15 protein-coding genes are annotated in these 18,929 nt (G+C 68.7%); 5 read left to right on the forward strand and 10 right to left on the reverse strand.

Going from position 1 to position 18,929, the window contains the following annotated elements; all coding sequences use genetic code 11:
• Positions 1–265 precede the first annotated feature (265 nt).
• Positions 266–3,772 carry an indolepyruvate ferredoxin oxidoreductase family protein gene (locus HV742_RS15385; RefSeq protein WP_175145887.1) on the reverse strand — a complete coding sequence of 1,169 codons (3,507 nt, stop codon included), beginning with the start codon at positions 3,770–3,772 and terminating at the stop codon, positions 266–268.
• Between the two features lie 138 nt (positions 3,773–3,910).
• On the opposite strand from HV742_RS15385, the gene HV742_RS15390 reads away from it, so the two are divergent.
• Entirely contained in the window at positions 3,911–4,360 is a 450-nt protein-coding gene (locus HV742_RS15390) for an Lrp/AsnC family transcriptional regulator (RefSeq protein WP_049071146.1), read from the forward strand.
• Positions 4,361–4,903: 543 nt separating this feature from the next.
• Here the strand turns inward: HV742_RS15390 and HV742_RS15395 are convergent.
• Together HV742_RS15395 and HV742_RS15400 are read right to left on the reverse strand one after the other, a co-directional pair.
• On the reverse strand, positions 4,904–5,884 hold the full coding sequence (locus tag HV742_RS15395) for a Bug family tripartite tricarboxylate transporter substrate binding protein (protein ID WP_059269261.1): 981 nt from the start codon (positions 5,882–5,884) through the stop codon (positions 4,904–4,906).
• 151 nt (positions 5,885–6,035) lie between these two features.
• Complete coding sequence (locus HV742_RS15400) at positions 6,036–6,878, reverse strand: alpha/beta hydrolase (protein WP_254601140.1); 843 nt, start codon at positions 6,876–6,878, stop codon at positions 6,036–6,038.
• Between the two features lie 83 nt (positions 6,879–6,961).
• Between HV742_RS15400 and HV742_RS15405 the strand changes: the two genes are divergently transcribed.
• The 3 genes from HV742_RS15405 to HV742_RS15415 all read left to right on the forward strand — a co-directional run bounded on the left by HV742_RS15405 (position 6,962) and on the right by HV742_RS15415 (position 9,874).
• Positions 6,962–7,861: a LysR family transcriptional regulator gene (locus tag HV742_RS15405; protein ID WP_049071150.1), complete on the forward strand. Its 900-nt coding sequence runs from the start codon at positions 6,962–6,964 to the stop codon at positions 7,859–7,861.
• 189 nt (positions 7,862–8,050) lie between these two features.
• Complete coding sequence (locus tag HV742_RS15410; protein ID WP_049071152.1) at positions 8,051–8,557, forward strand: hypothetical protein; 507 nt, start codon at positions 8,051–8,053, stop codon at positions 8,555–8,557.
• 123 nt (positions 8,558–8,680) lie between these two features.
• A complete protein-coding gene (locus HV742_RS15415; protein WP_059269263.1) occupies positions 8,681–9,874 on the forward strand; it encodes an MFS transporter in 1,194 nt (397 codons plus the stop codon).
• A 105-nt stretch (positions 9,875–9,979) separates the two neighbouring features.
• On the opposite strand, the gene gltX is transcribed toward HV742_RS15415, so the two are convergent.
• Entirely contained in the window at positions 9,980–11,386 is a 1,407-nt protein-coding gene (gene gltX / locus HV742_RS15420) for a glutamate--tRNA ligase (RefSeq protein ID WP_054416265.1), read from the reverse strand.
• Positions 11,387–11,506: 120 nt separating this feature from the next.
• Between gltX and HV742_RS15425 the strand changes: the two genes are divergently transcribed.
• A complete protein-coding gene (locus HV742_RS15425) occupies positions 11,507–13,948 on the forward strand; it encodes a bifunctional acetate--CoA ligase family protein/GNAT family N-acetyltransferase (protein WP_100508654.1) in 2,442 nt (813 codons plus the stop codon).
• 47 nt (positions 13,949–13,995) lie between these two features.
• Here the strand turns inward: HV742_RS15425 and HV742_RS15430 are convergent, their stop codons facing one another.
• From HV742_RS15430 to yjgA, 6 genes are all read right to left on the reverse strand, one after another.
• On the reverse strand, positions 13,996–14,688 hold the full coding sequence (locus HV742_RS15430; protein WP_175145854.1) for a cysteine hydrolase family protein: 693 nt from the start codon (positions 14,686–14,688) through the stop codon (positions 13,996–13,998).
• 9 nt (positions 14,689–14,697) lie between these two features.
• Positions 14,698–15,534, reverse strand: a complete 837-nt coding sequence (locus HV742_RS15435) for an ABC transporter permease (protein WP_049071162.1) — start codon at positions 15,532–15,534, stop codon at positions 14,698–14,700.
• 3 nt (positions 15,535–15,537) lie between these two features.
• Complete coding sequence (locus HV742_RS15440) at positions 15,538–16,350, reverse strand: ABC transporter ATP-binding protein (protein WP_006388630.1); 813 nt, start codon at positions 16,348–16,350, stop codon at positions 15,538–15,540.
• Positions 16,350–17,357 (reverse strand): ABC transporter substrate-binding protein, encoded by a 1,008-nt coding sequence (locus HV742_RS15445; RefSeq protein ID WP_049071164.1) that lies wholly within the window; start codon positions 17,355–17,357, stop codon positions 16,350–16,352. Before HV742_RS15445 ends, HV742_RS15440 begins: the two co-directional genes overlap by 1 nt.
• Positions 17,358–17,673: 316 nt before the next feature.
• Positions 17,674–18,351, reverse strand: a complete 678-nt coding sequence (locus tag HV742_RS15450; protein WP_006388632.1) for an alpha/beta hydrolase — start codon at positions 18,349–18,351, stop codon at positions 17,674–17,676.
• Positions 18,352–18,366: 15 nt separating this feature from the next.
• Complete coding sequence (gene yjgA / locus HV742_RS15455) at positions 18,367–18,915, reverse strand: ribosome biogenesis factor YjgA (RefSeq protein WP_175145855.1); 549 nt, start codon at positions 18,913–18,915, stop codon at positions 18,367–18,369.
• Positions 18,916–18,929 lie beyond the last annotated feature (14 nt).

Here is an 18,929-nt window from a genome sequence, read left to right on the forward strand (position 1 = left end):
CGACGTCATGTCAGGTACGAAATTTGGATCTTATTGAGGGGGTCGCAACGCTTGGACGGACGAATCCGCATGGCGTGGCCGACGAGTATCAGCGGTTAGGCGACCACAACATATAGTGTAGCACCCCTCGTTGGACACTAATTCTAGTGATCGAGTACGACAGCTACAAGAAGAAGATAGGATCAGGTTCCCAAAACATTGTTACTAAATGCACTGGGCGCGCCTAGCAAGGCGCGCCCAGGAGAATGCCGCTCAGCGCGAGTGTTTATGCGGTTTTCCGCAGGGGTACATCGCGCGGGGCAGGCGCCGTATAGCTTTGCATCAAGCGGGCCAGCTCCGTCCTGTACTTCTCGACGTTCGCAGCCTTCACGTGGCCGAAGCCGCGGATGGTTTCTGCAAGGGCGGCGATTGTAGCCGCTTGCGCCAGGTTGTCGCGATTCAACCCTGCGAGCAACTGGTCTATGGTCTGGCGGTATTCGACCACCAGGGCCCGCTCCATCTTGCGCTCGGCCGTGTGGCCGAACGGATCGAACCAGGTGCCGCGCAGGCGCTTGAAACGGGTCAGCAGCTTGAGCGCGGTCATGGTGCGCGGGCCCAGCGTCATCTTGCGCGGCACGCCGGTGCGCGGGTCCTTGCGCGCGAAGATCGGCGGCGCCATGTGGAAGCGCAGGCTGTAGTCGCCCTCGAACTGGCCCTTGAGCTGGGCCTGGAAGGCTTCGCCGGTATAGAGGCGGGCGACTTCGTATTCGTCCTTGTAGGCCATCAGCTTGAACAGGCCGCGCGCCACCGCCATGGCCAGGCGCGGCGTCCTGGCGTCGGGCGCCAGCTCGCGTTCGCGCGCGGCGACGCGCTCGACCACGTCGCGATAGGCCTGCGCGTAGGCGGCGTCCTGGTAAGCGGTCAGGTCCTCGACGCGGCGCGCCACGGCGCGCTCGAACGTTTCCGGCACATGCAGTTGCACCACCTGGGCGCGCGGGCGCAGCGCGCCGTCCAGCGCGTCGGGTTGGTGCGCGGCCAGGCGGCCGCTGTCGAAGGCCGCGCGGTTGGCGGCCACGGCGACGCCATTCAGTTCGATGGCGCGGTTGATGGCGGCCTGCGACAGCGGCACGCCGCCGCGCTGCCAGGCGTAGCCCAGCATGAACATGTTCGACAGGATGCTGTCGCCGAACAGCGCCAGCGCGGCCTCGTGCGCGTCGATGGCGGCGGTGTGGTCGTCGCCGGCGGCGTGGCGGATCTTGGCCAGCAGCGCTTCCGGCCGCATGGCGGCGTCCGGGTTGCGGGTGAAATCGGACACCGGCGCGACATAGGTGTTGACGGTGACCTGGGTGTGGCCGCGGCGCAGCGCGCCGAGCGAGTCGGGCGCCACGGCGGCGACCGGATCGCACAGGATGGCGGCGTCGGCCTGCTGCCAGTCCAGGCGCACCGGGCCGGCGGCCGCGCCCGCGGGCGCCAGGCGGATGTGGCTGACGACCGTGCCGCCCTTCTGCGCCAGGCCGGTCAGGTCCAGCACCGCGGCCGACAGGCCTTCCAGGTGCGCGGCCATCGAGACGATGGCGCCGATGGTGATGACGCCGGTGCCGCCCATGCCCGCCACCAGCAGGCGGTAGGGACGCTCCAGCGCCGGCGGTTGCGGCAGCGGCAGTTGCTGGATCAGGCGTTGCAGGCGTTCCTGGTCGGCCTTGGGCGCGGCGCTCTTTCTGGGCTTGCCGCCCATGACGGAGACGAAGCTGGGGCAGAAGCCTTCGGCGCAGGAGTAGTCCTTGTTGCAGCTGGACTGGTCGATGGCGCGCTTGCGGCCGTAGGGCGTTTCCAGCGGCACCACCGACAGGCAGTTCGATTTCACGCCGCAGTCGCCGCAGCCTTCGCACACGGCGCTGTTGATCAGCATGCGGCGGGCCGGATCGGGGAACTGGTTCTTCTTCCTGCGGCGGCGCTTTTCAGCGGCGCAGGTCTGATCGTGGATCAGCACGGTGACGCCGGGGATCTCGCGCAGCTCGCGCTGCAGGGCGTCGAGCTCGCGGCGGTGATGCACCTTGATGCCGGCGCCCAGGTCCACGCCCCGGTATTTCTCGGGCTCATCGCTGGTGACGACGATGCGGGCGACGTTCTCGCCGCGCAGCTGCTGGCAGATCTGCGGCACCGAGATCGGGCCATCCACCGGCTGGCCGCCGGTCATGGCGACGGCGTCGTTGAACAGGATCTTGTAGGTGATGTTGGCCTTGGCGGCCACGGCCTGGCGGATCGCCAGGTAGCCGGAGTGGTAGTAGGTGCCTTCCCCCATGTTCTGGAAGATGTGCGGCATCCTGGTGTAGCGCGACAGGCCGATCCAGTCGACCCCTTCGCCGCCCATCTGGGTCAGGCCGCCGGTGTCGCGGTCCATCCAGGCGGCCATGTAGTGGCAGCCCACGCCCGACAGCGCCTGGCTGCCTTCCGGCACCTTGGTCGAGGTGCTGTGCGGACAGCCGGAACAGAAGTAGGGACGGCGGCGCATGCCGTCGGCGTCGTTGGACAGCATGTCCTGGCAGTCGAAGGTGGCCAGGTCGACGCCGGGCTGCAGGCCGGCGCTGCGCGACAGCCATTGGGCCAGCGGCCGCGCCAGCAGCGACGGGCGCAACTGGCCGGCGGAGGGCACCAGCGTCTCGCCGTCGAAACCCTTCTTGCCGACCACGGTGGCGCGCTCGGGCAGGTTGAACAGCAGGTCCTTGAGCTGGGTCTCGACCACGGCGCCTTTTTCCTCGATCACGAGGATGTGCGAGAGGCCGCGCGCGAACTCGAGCATGCGCTCGGCGTCCAGCGGCCAGGTCAGGCCCGGCTTGTAGATGCGCACCGGCGCGTTGGCGGTGACGGTGTCCACGCCCAGGCGCGCCAGCGCTTCCATGGCGTCCAGGTGGGCCTTGCCGACGGTGACGATGCCGACGGTGGCCTTGGGCGCCGGACAGGTGAGGCGGTCGATGCTGTGGCGGCGGGCGAAGGCGGCGACCGCCTTCATGCGCAGGTTCATGCGGGTTTCAACCGCCAGCGACAGGAAGTCGCGGGCGGAGTATTCCAGCGCTTCCGGCGGCAGGTCGGGATCGGCCGGCATGTCGTAGTGGCGCACCGGCGCGGGGGTGAACGAGTGACCGCTTTCGATGGTCTCGGACACGGCCTTGAAGGCGACCCAGGCGCCGGAATGGCGCGACAGGGCCCAGCCCCACAGCGCGAAGGTCTCGTATTCGTCGATCGAGGCCGGGTGCACGATGGGCATCTGCCAGCCGATCAGCGAGGCTTCGCTGGCGTGCGGGATCGAGGAGGAGACGGCGGTGTGGTCGTCGCCCACCACCACCAGCACGCCGCCGTGACGCGAGGCGCCGGCGGCGTTGCCGTGGTGCAGGGCGTCGCCGGCGCGATCCACGCCGGGGCCCTTGCCGTACCACATGGCGAAGACGCCATCGACATTGCGGTCGGCGCGCACGCCGGCCTGCTGGGTGCCCATGACGGCGGTGGCGGCCATGTCTTCGTTGATGCCGGGCAGGAACGAGATCTGGTTGGCGTCCAGCGCCTTCTGCGCCTTCCACATCGCCATGTCGACGCCGCCCAGGGGCGAGCCACGATAGCCGGAGACGAAGCCCGCGGTGTTCAGGCCGCGCTCGCGGTCGATGCGGCGCTGGGTCAGCATGATGCGCACCAGGGCCTGGGTGCCGGTCAGGAAGATGCGGCCGGTCTCACGGGTGAGGTTGTCGGCGAGCTGGTAGTCGAGGTCCAGCGTGGGCTCGGGGGCGGGGGTGCCGTCCATCATGAATGCTCCTGTAGTCGGCACCATGATAGGTTCGCGAGGCATCGGGTTTATTGCGTTTTCGGATCGTGCTATCCCTATAATTCGCAATGAATATTTCGTGTTCGCGGAATTTCGACCCAAACAGGAGACAAAGCAATGGACAAGACCGATATCGGCATCCTCAAGGCCCTGCAGGAGGATGGCCGGGCCTCGGCGCAGCAGCTTTCAGAAAAGGTGGGGCTATCGGCGGCGCCGGTGTGGCGGCGGGTGAAGGCGCTGGAGGCCAGCGGCGTGATCCAGGGCTACAGCGCGCAGGTCGATCGCAGCAAGGTGGGGCTGGGCTGTATGTTCGCGCAGATCAGCCTGGAGCGGCATTCGGCGAACACGGTGGAGAACTTCGAGCGGTCGGTGCGGGATGCGCCGGAGATTCTCGAGTGCTATGCGGTGACGGGGGATTCGGATTTTCTGCTCAAGATTCTTGTGGAGAGTCCGGAGGCTTATGACCGGTTCTTGCATCGGTTCTTGTTCAATATGCCTGGGATTCGGCAGACGCGGACGATTGTGGCGTTGCGGGAGATCAAGCATGAGTTGAAGTTGCCTTTGTAGGGGGGGCTTCTATGTGGGCTCTTGTGGCGGGTTGGGTTCTTTAGTCGCGGGAGCCGGGGCAGGCGGGGGATGGCGGGGCTACGATTGCGGTCCGGAGCGTTCGCTCCGGACTGCCCCGGGCTCAACCTCGTCCGCCTTCGGCTCCCTACGGTTTCCGCCGGGCGCATCTACACGCCCCGCCATCCCCCGCCTGCCCCGGCTCCCGCTTTTGATGAGACTTAACGGCCGGGCTTTGGGGCGAGTTGTGTGCTTGGCGTTTTTGCCGTCAATCTGGGGAGTAGGGAGGATCTTGCGGGGTCGCCAAAAAGCGGCCGCGCGGGCGGCCGCCTTTTGGCATTTGGGTGTCTTGCGTCGAGGCGGCGGACGCTGCGCGCTGCTGGAGAGAGGCGTTGCTCGGGGGGCAATGGCGCGGCGCGATCGTGATGGGAGGGGCTGGTGAATCCTGCGTCATCGCGCTTGATTCGATGGGCGCAATCTTTTGATGGTCTCTATATTGCGACGCCCTCTATATATAGAGGGCGTTTCTTTATTTGCTGTGGGCGGTTACTGCGGCTGGATGCCGGAGATCTTGATCCATTCCTTCCAGCGGGCGGTGTCTTCCTTGACGAAGGTGTCGAAGCGGGCGGTGTCCATGGCTTCGGGGGTCAGGCCGAGGGCGCGGAGTTTGTCGGCGGTGGCGGGATCGTTGACGGCGGCCTGGGTGGCGGCGTTCATCCTGGCGACGATGTCGGGCGGGGTGCCGGCGGGGGCGGAGATGCCGAGCCAGCCGGCGACGATGAAGTCGGGGAAGTAGGTCGACATGGTGGGGACGTCGGGCCAGGCGGGGTGGCGCTGGGCGGCGGTGACGGCGAGAGGGGCGAGGCCCTTGCCGTCGATCTGGCCCATGGCGGTCAGGTAGTCGACGAAGGCGAAGCCGATCTGCTTGCCGCGCAGGTCGGTAATGATCTGGGTGATGTTCTTGTAGCCGGCGGCGCCGATGTTGATGCCGGCGCGTTGCTTGAACAGTTCGGACGGCACTTGCGAGGACGAGCTGTAGTAGCCGAAGAAGACTTCGCCGGGATGCTTCTTGGCGTAGTCGACCAGCTCGGGCACGGTGCGATAGGGGCTGTCGGGGGCGACGATGCCCACGGTGCCGAAGGTGCCGAGCATGCCGATCTGCACGAAGTCCTTTTGCGCGTCGTAGGGCAGGCGCTTGTAGAGGAACTGGTTGGCGGCGTGGGTGGAGTTGGTGGATAAGAGGAAGGTGTAGCCGTCGCCGGCGGCGTTCTTGGCGGCATTGGTGCCGACGATGCCGCCGGCGCCGGGGCGGTCCTCGACGATGACGGTCTGGCCGGTCTGTTTGCCCAGGAACTGGGCGAAGGTGCGGGCGGTGAGGTCGGCGGCGCCGCCGGCGGCGGAGGGCACGATCAGCGTGATGGGTTTCTCGGGCCAGCCGGCGGCGTGCGTGGTGGCGGCCAGCAGCAGGCTGGCGGCGGCGAGCGCAGGGCGCAGGAAGGCGCGGGGCGCGAAGGCGGTGAGGGTCATGCTTGTCTCCTGGGGCGGCGCTGGCGCCGTCATGTTCTATGGCTTGCGGTGTGCTTCATGGCGCGCTGGACGCGGGCCGGGTGGATCTGTCTGGCGGTCGTTGGCGGATGTCGATGGTTGAGGATGTATCGGGCGTCAGGGGCGTCGCGGGTCAGCCGAACTGTTGGCGATGCCAGCCGAGGATCGTGTCCGCGCTGGCCTGCCATGCGTCGCCGTACATCATGCAATGGGGCTGTCCGGCGAGGACGGCATGGGAAAAGCCGAACAGTCGCGCGATGGCGCGGTCCTGGCCGGGCGGATGGCGGTCGTGGGTGTCCAGGCCGGCCTCCAGGCACAGGCCGGGGGCGGTGATGGCGGCGGGGTCGACGGGCACGCGCAGCAGGTAGCGGTCGTTGAGCACGCGCGGGCTTTCGGGATTCAGGCGTTGGGTGACGGCGCTGACGTCGCGCGTCGGCGAGGTGGCCAGGAAGCGGGCGCGGATCTCGCTGGCGGCGGGCGCGGCGCGCACGGCGTCAGCGGGCACCGGCGGCAGGCCCAGCGCGCCGGGCAGGTTGGCGGGCGGCGAGGGCGCCATCAGCACCACGCCGGCGACGGTGCGTTGGCTGGCGGCCAGCAGCGCGGGCAGGGCGCCCATGCTGTGGCCCACCACGACGGTGGGCGCGTCCAGCAGGTCGAGCGCGCTGACGACGTCGGCGGCCAGGTCGGCGATGCCCGTGTCGAGGAAGCCGGGCGGTTGCGGCAAGGGGCCGTGGCCGCGCAGGTCGATGGCGGCGCAGGCCAGGCCGGCTCGGGCGAAATAGTCCAGGTAGTGCGCGTAGCACCAGGCGCCGTGATAGGCGCCGGGCACGAGCAGCAGGCCGGGCCTGCCGTTGGGTGCGGCAGCGGTCAGCAGCCGGCCCTGGCCGGCAGCGCGGGCGGGCAGCCGGTCGGCGAGGCTGAAGTCGAGCGGATCGACGGCCTGGGCGCGGGCGGGGGAGAGAGTCGCGGTAGTCATTGCGGCCATGTTAAGTGCCGCCCTATGATGAGAAAACTTTATTTTTCCTATGATTTGATAAGTTCATCAAATCAGGTGTCACGATGCCCGCCTTGCCCGAACTTTCCATTGCGCACTACCGCCACTTCCTGCTGGTGGCCGAATTGCGCAGCTTCCGCGCCGCCGCCGCGCGCGCGTTCCGCTCGCAGCCGGCGCTGTCGCTGTCGATCCGCGAAATGGAGCAGCGCCTGGGCCAGCCGCTGTTCGAGCGCGGCAATGGCAACGCGCTGACGCGGTTCGGCCAGGACTGCCTGCCGCTGGCGCGCGAACTGGTCGAGCACCACGACCGCGTGGCCGGGACGCTGGCGGGGCTGGCCAGCAACGAGGCCGGCACCCTGACCATGGCATCGGTGGCGACGGTGGCGACCCATTGGCTGCCCGAACTGGTGGCAACCTATCGCGAGCGCTACCCGGCGGTGGCGCTGCGCCTGTTCGACGACAATTCCGAAGGCGTTGAGCGCATGGTGCTGGCGGGCGAGGTCGAGCTGGGGGTGTGCAGCCCGGTGCTGCGCGACCGGCGGCTGGCGTTCGAACCGCTGCTGCGCGATGCCTTCGGACTGGTCTGCCATCGCGGCCATCCCCTGGCGGGGCGCAAGTCCGTGACCTGGCGCGAGATCGCCGGGCTGCCGCTGGTGGGCACGGTGGCGCACCGGCAACTGGCGGACTATCCGCAGGCCGCCTTCATGATGGAACGCCAGGTGTTCGTGTCCAACATGATGTCGCTGCTGGCGATGCTGGAGCGCGGCGTGGGCGTGACGGTGCTGGCGCGGCTGGGCGTGCCGCCGGATTCGCCCGGTCTGGTTTTCGTGCCGTTGGCCCGGCCGCGTATCGAGCGCGAACTGGGCATCACGCGGCTGGCCGGCCGCAGCCTGTCGCCGGCCGCCGCGCGCATGGAGGAAATGCTGCGCGCCAAGGCCGCGCGCGGCGCCCGCAGTGTCGCTTGAAACCAACGCATTTTTGCGCGTTGAGCCCTTAAAACACGGGGTTTCCGGCAAGGACTGTTGCGCAATTGCACACGGCGCCGATCGTCGTTGATTCTTCACCTGGGCATCTTTAGAGTGCGTGATGTTTGCTGCGCGAGGGGCGTGCCGGTTTGAGCGGCGCGGCGCGTCGACAGACGTGTTGAGGAATTCATGAGCAGTGTGTATTTGCGTTCGGCGGGCGTGGCCTGCGCCCTTCTGATCCTGGCCGGCTGCGCCGCCAGGAAACCCGCCTCCATTACCGAGGCCCAGCCGGAAGCGGCGCCCAAGCCGGTGGCATGCGTGCCCGCCAAGAGCGGCGATCCCATGGTCGGCACCTGGTATTCGAATTCCAAGCCGAAAGGCGTCAGCGGCGATTTCCAGGCCCTCACGGTGCTGTATGCCGATGGCCGCATGGCCTATGAAACCCAGCTGAAGATCGGCCGCAAGACGCGTCCGGCGCTGCGCGAGACGGGTTGCTGGAGCGTGGTGGACGGCGTCTACACGATGCAGACCACGCAATCGAACGGCGAGATCGTCGACGCCGCCGATCCGATTTACATCAACCGCTACCGTGTCGAGAAGGTCGAGCAGGCCAAGCTGACGCTGCGCGAGCTCAAGAGCGGCGGCCAGATCGTGACCGCGCGCCGCATGCCGCAGGGCTATCGCCTGCCGTATTGATCCCTGGGGCAGCCGGCGATTCCGCGTTCCGTCGCGCGGACGGAATCCGGGCGCCGGCGTCGCCAAGCGGGCGCGGCTGCGGTAAGGTGCGGACTTCGTCCTTCATTGCGCCGCCGGCCCTCCATGCCCGCCCTGTCATCCGAAGCGCGCGCCATCGCGCTGCTTGCCCTGGCCGCCTTCGTCAGCGCCAGCGCCTTCCGTATCTGTGATCCCATGCTGCCCCAGCTGGCGGCTGAATTCGGCGCCAGCACCGGCCAGGCCGCGCGCGCCGTCACCGCTTTCGCGGTGGCCTACGGCGTGCTGCAGATGTTCTTCGGTCCGGTCGGCGACCGCTACGGCAAATACCGCGTCGTCAGCGTGGCGACGTTCGCCTGCGCACTGGGCAGCGCCGGCGCGTTCCTGGCCGAGACGCTGGACGTGCTGGTGTTCTGCCGCGCCCTGTCGGGGGCGGCGGGCGCCGGCATCGTGCCGCTGTCGATGGCCTGGATCGGCGACACCGTGCCTTACGAGCGTCGCCAGGCGACGCTGGCGCGCTTTCTGACCGGCACCATCCTGGGCATGGCGGCCGGGCAGCTGGCCGGCGGCCTGTTCGCCGATACCCTGGGCTGGCGCTGGGCCTTCGCGGCGCTGGTGGCCGGCTACCTGGTGGTGGGCACGCTGCTGCATCGGGAAGTGCGGCGCCAGCGCGCGCTGGGACTGGGCGTGGTCGATCCGAACGCGCCGCGCCAGGGCTTCGTGGCACAGGCGCGGCTGGTGCTGGGCACGCCATGGGCGCGCGTGGTGCTGGCCACGGTGTTCATCGAGGGCCTGCTGGTGTTCGGCGCCCTGGCGTTCGCGCCGTCCTACCTGCATGAGCGCTTCGACATCTCGCTGACGGCGGCCGGCGCGCTGGTGGCGGTGTACGCGGTGGGCGGGCTGCTCTATACGGTGGTGGCGGGCCGCATCCTCAAGCGCCTGGGCGAACGCGGCCTGGCGGTGGCGGGCGGGCTGGTGCTGGGCGTGGCCTTCCTGTCGTACCTGCTGGGGCCGGTGTGGTTGTGGAGCCTGCTGGCCAGCGTGCTGGCGGGCTTCGGCTACTACCTGCTGCACGCGACCTTGCAGACCAACGCCACCCAGATGGTGCCGTCGGCGCGCGGCACGGCGGTGGCCTGGTTCGCCTCCTGCCTGTTCATGGGGCAGGCGGCGGGCGTGGCGCTGGCCGGCTCGGTGGTGGACGAGGCCGGCGCGGCGGTGCTGTTCGGCGGTTCGGCCGTGTTGCTGCCGCTGCTGGGCGCGTTCTTCTCCTGGGCCTTGAAGGCGCGGCCCAAGGCCGCCTAGGGATGCCTGCCGCCGCGCGGCGCCGGGACGGTAACCGGCCCGTGAGGCGAAAAAAAGCCCCGAACGGCCAGGCCGGGCGGGGCTTTTTCGTGGACGGAAGTCCGATCAGATGGCGGCCAGGCGCTTGATCACGACGTCCTTGCCGAGCAGGGCCAGCACCGCGTCCACCGCGGGCGTCTGAGTCTGGCCGGTGACGGCCACGCGCAGCGGGATCGCCAGTTGCGGCATCTTCAGGCCGCGGTCGGCCAGCACGGCCTTGATCAGCGCCGAGATGGCCTCGCGGGTCCAGTCGGCGCCCTGGGCGCGCTGGGCGAAGTCGGCCAGCGCCTCGCGGGCGGCGGCGGTCAGGTGCTGCTCGACCAGCTCCGGCGCGGCCGGCTTGAACTCGCCGCAGAACAGCATGGCGCCGTCGGCCAGCTGTTCCAGGGTCTCGGCGCGATCCTTGAGCAGGCCCATCACGCCCGGCAGGTCGATCTTTTCCGGATAGCCGCCGCGATGGGCGACGCGCGGCGCCACGCGTTCGGCCAGTTCGGCGTTGTCCATTTGCTTGATGTAGTGGGCGTTGACCCAGTTCAGCTTCTTCGGGTCCCACTGCGAGGCCGACTTGGACAGGTGGCGGGTGTCGAACCATTCCACCAGCTGGTCGCGGCTGAAGAGTTCGTCGTCGCCGTGGCTCCAGCCCAGGCGCGCCAGGTAGTTGATCATGGCCTCGGGCAGGTAGCCCTCGTTGTCGTACTCCATGACGTTGACCGCGCCGTGGCGCTTGGACAGCTTTTCGCCGTCCGGGCCGAGGATCATGGGCACGTGGCCGTATTCGGGCAGGGTGGCGCCCAGCGCGCGCAGGATGTTGATCTGGCGCGGAGTGTTGTTGACGTGGTCATCGCCGCGCAGCACGTGGGTAATGCCCATGTCCCAGTCGTCCACCACCACGCAGAAGTTGTAGGTGGGGGTGCCGTCCGGGCGCGCGATGATCAGGTCGTCCAGCTCGGTGTTGTCGAAGCTGATGGGGCCCTTGACCATGTCGTTCCAGGCGGTGGCGCCGTCCTGGGGGTTCTTGAAGCGCACCACCGGCTTGCGGCCTGCGGGCACCGGCGGCAGGGTCTTGCCGGGCTCGGGGCGCCAGGTACCGTCGTAGCGCGGCTTGTCGCCGCGGGCGCGGGCGGCCTCGCGCATGGCCTCGACTTCCTCGGGCGAGCTGTAGCAGTGGTAGGCGGTGCCGGCGGCCAGCATCTGCGCGACCACTTCACGGTAGCGGTCCATGCGCTGCATCTGGTAGAACGGGCCTTCGTCTGGCTGCATGCCGAGCCAGTCCATGCTGTCCAGGATGGCCTGCACTGCTTCCGGCGTGGAGCGTTCGACGTCCGTGTCTTCGATGCGCAGCACGAAGGTGCCCTTGTGGTGGCGCGCGAAGGCCCAGGAGAACAGCGCGGTGCGGGCGCCGCCCAGATGCAGGAAGCCGGTGGGCGAAGGCGCGAAGCGGGTGCGGATGGGGGAGGAGGCGTTGGAGGTCATAGGTGGCAATGATAGCGGCTGCGGCGCCACGAAGCGGCGGCGGACCGGGCCTGGATCAAGCGGACGTGGGGGTTGTCTTGTTACGATGAACGCTATTTTAGATTAGTGCCTGTTCCCGCCATGCTGCGACACGCTCTTGCCCCGATGTTCGAACCCGGTTCGCTGGTGATCGTCGCCGATCGGCCGCTGCCGGCGGCGACGTCGCTGCCACCCGCGCTCAAGGCGAAAACCACGGTGGTGGCCTGCGACCCTGGCGCCGCGCCCGACCTGCCGGAGACGCTTCTGGGGCTGGCCGCTGGCGAGCGGCCCGATCTGGCCCTGGTTTGCGTTTCGCCGGCCGTGCTGCCCGAGACCCTGCGCCGGCTGTCCCCGCTGGCCCCGCGCTCGGTCATCCTGTTGCCGCACGAGCTGCCCGACCCGTACCCGCGCGGCACGCTGGCGCTGTGCCGCGCCTGGGCCGAGGAAAACCGCTGCGAATTGCTGGGGCCGCGCTCGTTCGGCGCGCAGCGCCCGCATGCGGGCCTGAACCTGAGCCAGCACCCGGTGCTGGCGCGCGCCGGCCGCGTGGCGCTGCTGGCGCAGTCGCGCTCCATCATGGCGGCCGTCATGGACTGGGCCGAGGACGTGCATATCGGTTTTTCCACCGCCGTGTCGCTGGGCGACGAGGCGGTGGTGGGCCTGTCCAAGGTGCTGGACTACCTGGCCAGCGACCCGCGCACCGACAGCATCGTGCTGTACCTGGAAGACGTCGGCCCGGCGCGCGAATTCATGAGCACGCTGCGGGCCGCGGCCAGCGTCAAGCCGGTCATCGTGCTCAAGGCCGGCCGCGCCGACACCGACAGCGCCGACGCCATCTTCGACGCCGCCCTGCGGCGCGCCGGCGCGGTGCGGGTGCGCTACTTCGTGCAGCTGTTTTCGGCGGTCAAGGTGCTGGGCTACACGCGCCGTCCCAAGGGCCGGCGCGTGGCGCTGATCTCCAACGGCAGCGGGCCTCCCCAACTGGCCATGGACCTGATCGGCCCGGACGCCGCGGTGCTGCGGGCCGACCTGGCGCCGGCCACGCAGCGCGCGCTGGCGGCGATGCTGGAGCCGGACGCGGCCAGCGCCAATCCGGTCATCACCTACGTGCCGCTGACGCCGGAACGCATCCGCGCCATTCTCGACGTGGTGCTGGACGACACTGGCGTGGACGGCGTGCTGGTGCTGCTGGCGCCCGACGCGCTGGCCGACATGCCGGCGGTGGCGCGCGAGCTGGCGCTGATCGCGCCCAAGGCCAAGAAACCGGTGGTCACCTGCTTCATGGGCGATGCCGGCATGCGGCCGCTGCGGCGCATGCTGGACGACGCCGGCACCTCGGCGTTCCGCACGCCCGAGTCCGCCGCCGACGCCTTCGGCGTGCTGGCCACGCATCATTACAACCAGCAACTGCTGCTGCAGACCCAGCCGCCCGAGCCGGCCACCCATGTGCCCGACCTGGGCGCCGCCCGCGAGATCCTGGCGCGGGTGCGGGCCGATTGCCGGCGCGAGTTGAATACGTCCGAGGTCCGCGCGCTGCTGTCCCTGTTCTACGTGCCGCTGCGCGACATGCCGCTGGACGTGGCGGCGGCCGAGCCCGAGTCGCGCCCCATGGCGATCCGGGTGCGGCGCGATCCGCAGTTCGGGCCGGTCATCCGCTTCGGTGCCGGCGGCCCGGACGCGGTGCTGTCGCAATCGGATCGCGGCATCGACCTGCCGCCGCTCAACGGCTTCCTGGCGCGCCAGATGATCGAGCGCAGCCGGCTGTGGCGCCGGGTGCTGGCGCCGCGCGTCGGCCACCTGGCCGCCGAGGCCTTGCAGCAGGCGCTGGTGCTGGTCTCGGAGATGGTGTCGGAGCTGCCGGACATCGAAACGCTCGACATCGATCCGCTGTATGCCGGCGAGACCCATCTGCGCGCGGGAGGCCTGCGCATGACCCTGGCCGAGAAGCCGGGTTGCGAGACGCCGCAGACCGCCGGCTATCCGCATATGGCGATCCACCCGTACCCGGCGCGCCTGGTGCAGGTGCGCCGTTTCGCCGACGGCATCCCGTGGGTGCTGCGGCCCATCCGCCCCGAGGACGGCCAGCCGCTGCAGGACTTCATCCGCGGCCTGTCGGAGCGTTCGCGCTACATGCGATTCGTGTCGATGATGCGCGAGCTGACCCCGCGCATGGTGTCGCGCTACACCCAGGTGGACTACCACCGCGAGCTGGCGCTGGTGGCCGCCACCCAGGTGCCCAACCCGGCCAACCGCGGCCATCCGCACGAAGTGCTGGTGGGGTTTGCGCACTACCTGCGCAACCCTGACGGGCGCGGCGCGGAATACGCGCTGGTGATCGGCGACGACTGGCAGCGGCGCGGCCTGGGCCGCCAGCTGATGACCGCGCTGATCGACGCGGCGCGCGAGCAGGGGCTGGAATACATCGACGGCCTGGTGCTGTCGACCAACCGGCCGATGCTGTCGCTGATGACCAGCCTGGGCTTCACCAACGATCCGGATCCGGAAGACCCGACCATGCGGCGGGTCTGGCTCAACCTGCGCTGAGCGCCCCGGCCGGCGCGTGCCCGCGCCCGGCCGGGGCCATGCCGGCTTCAGGCCGTCTTGCGCGCGGCCTGCGCCGGCCGCAGCCGCGTCGCCACTTCATCCACCGACAGCACGTCGCCGAAGAACAGCAGCCAGCCATGCAGGGCGTTTTCGTGTTCGGCCGGCGTCACCGCGGCCAGCGCGTCGTCCACCATGATGGTGCGGAAGTCGCGCATCATGGCGTCGCGCGCCGTCGATTCGCAACAGACGTTGGTGACCGTGCCGGCGATCAGCAGCGTGTCCACGCCGCGTCCGCGCAGCAGCGGCTCCAGTTCCGACGAGCCCGTGGCCATGGCGCTGTAGAAGCGCTTGGTGACGCGCAGGTCGCTGTCGGCCGGCCGCAGGTCCGGATGCAGGGCGAAACCCGGCGCATCGCGGCGCAGGGTTTCCAGGCGCCGCGCGCTGCGCTCGGGCGTCAGCATCACGCCATGGTGGTGCGACCAGAAGGCGTCGGCGTTGTCGGAGGCGGTCTGCACCCAGACCACCGTGCCGCCGGCCGCGCGCACCGCGTCGCACAGGCGGTTGACCGGCGCGATGATGTCGCGCGCCGCCGCGCATTCGCCCTGGTAGCCGGGCAGCGTGAAGTACTGCTGCATGTCGATCACCACCACCGCGGTGCGGGTGCCGGGCAGGCTGTCGTAGGGATGCAGGCAGCCCTGGCGGGCGATGACGCGGTCCTGCACCCATTGCGGAATCTGCATGGCGGCTCCTTATCCGTAACGCCGCGCCACGGCGGCTTCGATGCGGTACACCACCAGGTACATGACGCTGGAGATCAGCGCCAGCATGGCGATGGCGGTCATGACGATGTTCAGCTTGAAGACCTGGCTGCCGTTCATGATGAGAAAGCCCAGGCCCGAGTCGGCCGACTGGAATTCGCCGACGATGACGCCCACCAGCGCCAGGCCGATGTTCATCTTCACCGCGGCGATCAGGGTCGGCACGCTGCCGGGCAGCACCACCTTGGTCAGCACCTGCCAGCGGCTGGCGCCGAAGGTGCGGGCCAGCTTGACCTTGTTCAGGTCGATGGCGCGAAAGCCGGCGTACACCACCATGATGGTCACGAACACCGCGATCGCCACGGCCATGCCGTAGACCGCGTAGTCCGACCCCAGCCACAGGTAGAAGATCGGCACGAAGGCGATCTTGGGCATGGCGTTGGCCACCACCAGGAAGGGATCGAGCACCTTGTACAGGAAGTCCGACCACCACAGCGCGGCGGCGACGATGATGCCGATCACCATGCTGAGCGTGAAGCCGACCAGCGTGGCCGACAGCGTGGTGGCGATGTGGTGGGCCAGGTTGCCCTGGTTCCACAGCTCCAGGAAGGTCGGCCACAGCGCGCTCGGATAGCTGGTCAGCAGCGGGTTCAGGATGTGCATGCGCGGCAGGATCTCCCAGGCGCACAGGAACACCACCAGCAGCAGCGCCTGGGCGATGCGGATGTTGCGGCGGCGGGCGCGGTCGCGCCGCAGGTAGTCCAGGTACTTCTGGCTGGGCGCGGGCACGGCGCGCAGCGGCACGGTGTTGGCAATCGGTGCGTTCACGGCTCAACCCTCCACATGGACGTCCAGCTCGTCCCAGAGCTGCTTGAAGTAGGCATTGAATTCCGGCCGCGAGCGGGCCTGGAACGGCGTGGGGCGCGCGCCGTCGCCATAATGGATGCGGTACTGGCTCTTGAGCCGGCCGGGCCGGCGCGACAGCACGATGACGCGATCGGTCATGGCGATGGCCTCGCCGATATCGTGGGTCACCAGCACCACCGTCTTGCCCTCGCGCCGCAGGATGTCGACGACCTCGTCGGAGATCGCCAGCCGGGTCTGCGAATCGAGCGCCGAGAACGGTTCGTCCAGCAGGATCACGTCGGGCTCGGTCACCAGCGTGCGCGCCAGCGCCGCGCGCTGGCGCATGCCGCCCGACAACTGGCGCGGGGTGTGCGACAGGAACGCGCCCAGTCCGCACTTTTCCAGCAGGTGCACGGCCCGCGCCTCGCTGCGCGCATCGCGCCGGCCCTGGATCTCGGCGCCCAGCATGACGTTGTCGAGAATGGTGCGCCACTCGAAAAGATAGTCCTGCTGCAGCATGTAGCCGATGCGCGGGTTGGGTTCGGTGACCGCCTGGCCGTCGATCATCACCGTGCCCGAGGTTGGCGCGTGCAGGCCGGCGATCAGCGACAGCAGCGTGCTCTTGCCGCAGCCGCTCTGGCCGATCAGGCTGACGAATTCGCCCGGCGCCAGCGCGAACGACACCTGCGACAGCGCTTCGGTCTCGCCCTCCGGCGTGAAATAGCTCAGGCAGACATCGCGCAGTTCGATCTTGGCGGTGGCCGGGTCCGGCTTGAGGTTGTGGACGACGGCGCTCATCACGGCACCTTCCTGGCGAAGTCCGCCACCACCACGTCTTCGTATTTGACGCGGGCGCTATCCTTCATGACCGCGCTGGCGATCAGCATGTCCTGCAGCTGGCTCATCGCCTCGGCCGTCACCAGCGGCGTGGTCTTCCAGATCTGGTACTGCTTGTAGCGTTCGATGGCGTCGGTCACCGCGGCCGCGTCCATGCCGGGGAAATAGGTCATGATCTGCGGCGCCAGCGTGGCCGCCGGCGTGTCCTTGACGTATTTCTCGGCGCGCGCCACCACATTGGTCCAGGCCTGGATCACCTTGGGGTTGTCGCGGATGTACTTGTCGGTGGCGGTGAAGACCGTGTAGTCCACCTGGCCGACCTCATGGCCGACCGAGGCCACGATGTAGCCCTTGCCGTTGCGCACCAGTTCGCCGGCCTCGGGTTCCAGGAAGATGCCGTACTCGCCCTGGCCGGCCATCCAGGCGCCGGCGCGCGCGGGGATGCCGATGTTGTTGAGCAGCTTGACGTCCTTCTGCGGGTCCAGGCCGTGCTTGCGCAGCGCGGTCTCCAGGAACACGATGGGGTTCGACCCGGGCCGGAAGCCGATCACCTCCTTGCCCTTGAGCATGCTCCAGTCGAATTTCTCGACCGGCTTGCGCGCCAGCAGGAAGAAGCCGTCGGTGGCGGTCAGGCCGGCGAAGATCTTCGGCTTGACCGGCGATTCGCTGTTCTGCACGTAGATCGAGGCTTCGGGGCCGATCAGCACGATGTCGGCGCTGCCCGAGAGCAGGGCGGTCATGCCCTTGTCGGTGCCCTGCGAGGTCTTCATGGACACGTCCAGCCCGGCGTCCTTGAAATAGCCCTGCGACAGGGCGACGTACTTGGGCACGTAGAGGATGGAGCGAACCACCTCTTCGTAGCGTACCTTTACCGGGGGATTGAGGGCTTCGCCGTGGCTGGCGAAAGGGGCGAGGACGGCGGCAAGCAGCGCCGCCGCCGCCAGGCGAGGCAATGGCAAGGGCTTCACGGGACTTTCTCCTGCGTCTATATGCCTCGCCGAAACCCGGCGCGGCACGGCCAATGGGATGGATCGACTGCAACAACAGGGAAGCCCGAGGCGATTGCGATCGGGCCAATACGGCTTGGATTGAATACTATATTCAACAATCGCGAGCGACAAGGGTTTTGGTATTGGCGTTTTTCTCTATGGACGAGCGAAGTCGCGCCCCGGAAAATTCGGGGCTGGAATACCACTTGGTATACAAAGCAGGGAATCCCCGTGCGAACGGCCCGGCGAATCCGGGCCCCGGGGGAAGGCGGCGGCGCGGCGCGCGCCGCCCGCGTTACACCAGCACCTGGTTCAGAAAGCGCGAGATGTCCGCCACTTCCTCGGCGCAGACCGAGTGCGGCATGGGGTAGGTGTGCCAGCGCACGTCGTAGCCCAGGCGCTCCAGCTCGGCCCGCGAGGCCTCGGCGCGCGGCAGCGATACCACCGGGTCATACAGGCCGTGGGCCAGGAAGATCGGGGTGCGCTGGTTGGCCGGGGCGCGCTCGGCCTCGGCGCTGTCCAGCAGCGGCAGGTAGCCCGACAGGCCCATCATGCCGGCCAGCTTGTCCTGCAGCCGCAGGCCCGTGTGCAGCGTCATGGCGCAGCCCTGCGAGAAGCCCGCCAGCACGATGTTCGAGGTCGGGATGCCGCGCGCGTTCTCGCGCGCGATCAGCTTGTGGATCGCGGCTTCCGAGGCGCGGATGCCCTTGGCGTCTTCCACCCGCACCAGGTCCATCACCAGGATGTCGTACCAGGAGCGCATCGCCATGCCATTGTTGATGGTGACGCGCTGCACCGGCGCATTGGGGAAGACGAAGCGCACGCCCAGGCCGGCCGGCAGGTCCAGCTCCGGCACGATGGGCGCGAAGTCGTTGCCGTCGGCGCCCAGGCCGTGCAGCCAGATCACGGCGTGCGTGGGATTGGAGGCGGTTTCGATCTCGATGCAATCGAGCAGGTCGGTGGGGGCGTTCATGGACGGCGGGCGCAATCAGTGGGTGAGGGTCTTGAGGGCCTGGAATAGGGCGCGATAGTGCTTCTTCTGCGGTTCCTGGCCTTGCAGCAGCACGGCGTTGGCTGCCTTTTCCTTGCGGGCGGCGCGGATCACCGCGCGTAGCTGCTGCACATCCGCCTGCGGATTGTCGTTCAGCAGCTTGGTCAGGGCGTCGTCGTCGTCGAGCAGCCGGTCGCGCAGGGTTTCCAGGCGGTGCATGGCCGCGGTTTCCTCGCGCGAGCCGTTTTCCCACACGTCGAGCTGGGCGCGGATCTCGTCGGCGGGGGCGTCGCGCATCAGCTTGCCCACGAAGTGGGTCTGGCGGCGCCGGCCTTCGCGGCTGGTGGTGCGCTGCGCCTCGCGGATCGCTTCGTAGAGGCGTTCGGCCAGGGGCAACTGCTTGAGGCGTTCGGGGGACAGTTCGATCAGCTGCTTGCCCAGATCCAGCAGCGCGTGCATGTCGCGCTTGACCTGGGACTTGCTGGGACGATCGTAGCCGTTCTCGGCGTAGCCGTCGGTGGATTCTTCTTCGATGTGGGAATTCATGGAAAACTGCGCAA

Source organism: Achromobacter ruhlandii (genome assembly GCF_902859695.1).
GTDB classification, from domain to species: domain Bacteria; phylum Pseudomonadota; class Gammaproteobacteria; order Burkholderiales; family Burkholderiaceae_B; genus Achromobacter; species Achromobacter ruhlandii.

What these genes read in the sequence shown, in the direction of transcription:
- HV742_RS15385 (WP_175145887.1), bottom strand. Translation starts at nt 3,772, where the DNA reads ATGGACGGCACCCCCGCCCCCGAGCCCACGCTGGACCTCGACTACCAG.
- HV742_RS15390 (WP_049071146.1), top strand. Translation starts at nt 3,911, where the DNA reads ATGGACAAGACCGATATCGGCATCCTCAAGGCCCTGCAGGAGGATGGC.
- HV742_RS15395 (WP_059269261.1), bottom strand. Translation starts at nt 5,884, where the DNA reads ATGACCCTCACCGCCTTCGCGCCCCGCGCCTTCCTGCGCCCTGCGCTC.
- HV742_RS15400 (WP_254601140.1), bottom strand. Translation starts at nt 6,878, where the DNA reads ATGACTACCGCGACTCTCTCCCCCGCCCGCGCCCAGGCCGTCGATCCG.
- HV742_RS15405 (WP_049071150.1), top strand. Translation starts at nt 6,962, where the DNA reads ATGCCCGCCTTGCCCGAACTTTCCATTGCGCACTACCGCCACTTCCTG.
- HV742_RS15410 (WP_049071152.1), top strand. Translation starts at nt 8,051, where the DNA reads ATGAGCAGTGTGTATTTGCGTTCGGCGGGCGTGGCCTGCGCCCTTCTG.
- HV742_RS15415 (WP_059269263.1), top strand. Translation starts at nt 8,681, where the DNA reads ATGCCCGCCCTGTCATCCGAAGCGCGCGCCATCGCGCTGCTTGCCCTG.
- gltX (WP_054416265.1), bottom strand. Translation starts at nt 11,386, where the DNA reads ATGACCTCCAACGCCTCCTCCCCCATCCGCACCCGCTTCGCGCCTTCG.
- HV742_RS15425 (WP_100508654.1), top strand. Translation starts at nt 11,507, where the DNA reads ATGCTGCGACACGCTCTTGCCCCGATGTTCGAACCCGGTTCGCTGGTG.
- HV742_RS15430 (WP_175145854.1), bottom strand. Translation starts at nt 14,688, where the DNA reads ATGCAGATTCCGCAATGGGTGCAGGACCGCGTCATCGCCCGCCAGGGC.
- HV742_RS15440 (WP_006388630.1), bottom strand. Translation starts at nt 16,350, where the DNA reads ATGAGCGCCGTCGTCCACAACCTCAAGCCGGACCCGGCCACCGCCAAG.
- HV742_RS15450 (WP_006388632.1), bottom strand. Translation starts at nt 18,351, where the DNA reads ATGAACGCCCCCACCGACCTGCTCGATTGCATCGAGATCGAAACCGCC.
- yjgA (WP_175145855.1), bottom strand. Translation starts at nt 18,915, where the DNA reads ATGAATTCCCACATCGAAGAAGAATCCACCGACGGCTACGCCGAGAAC.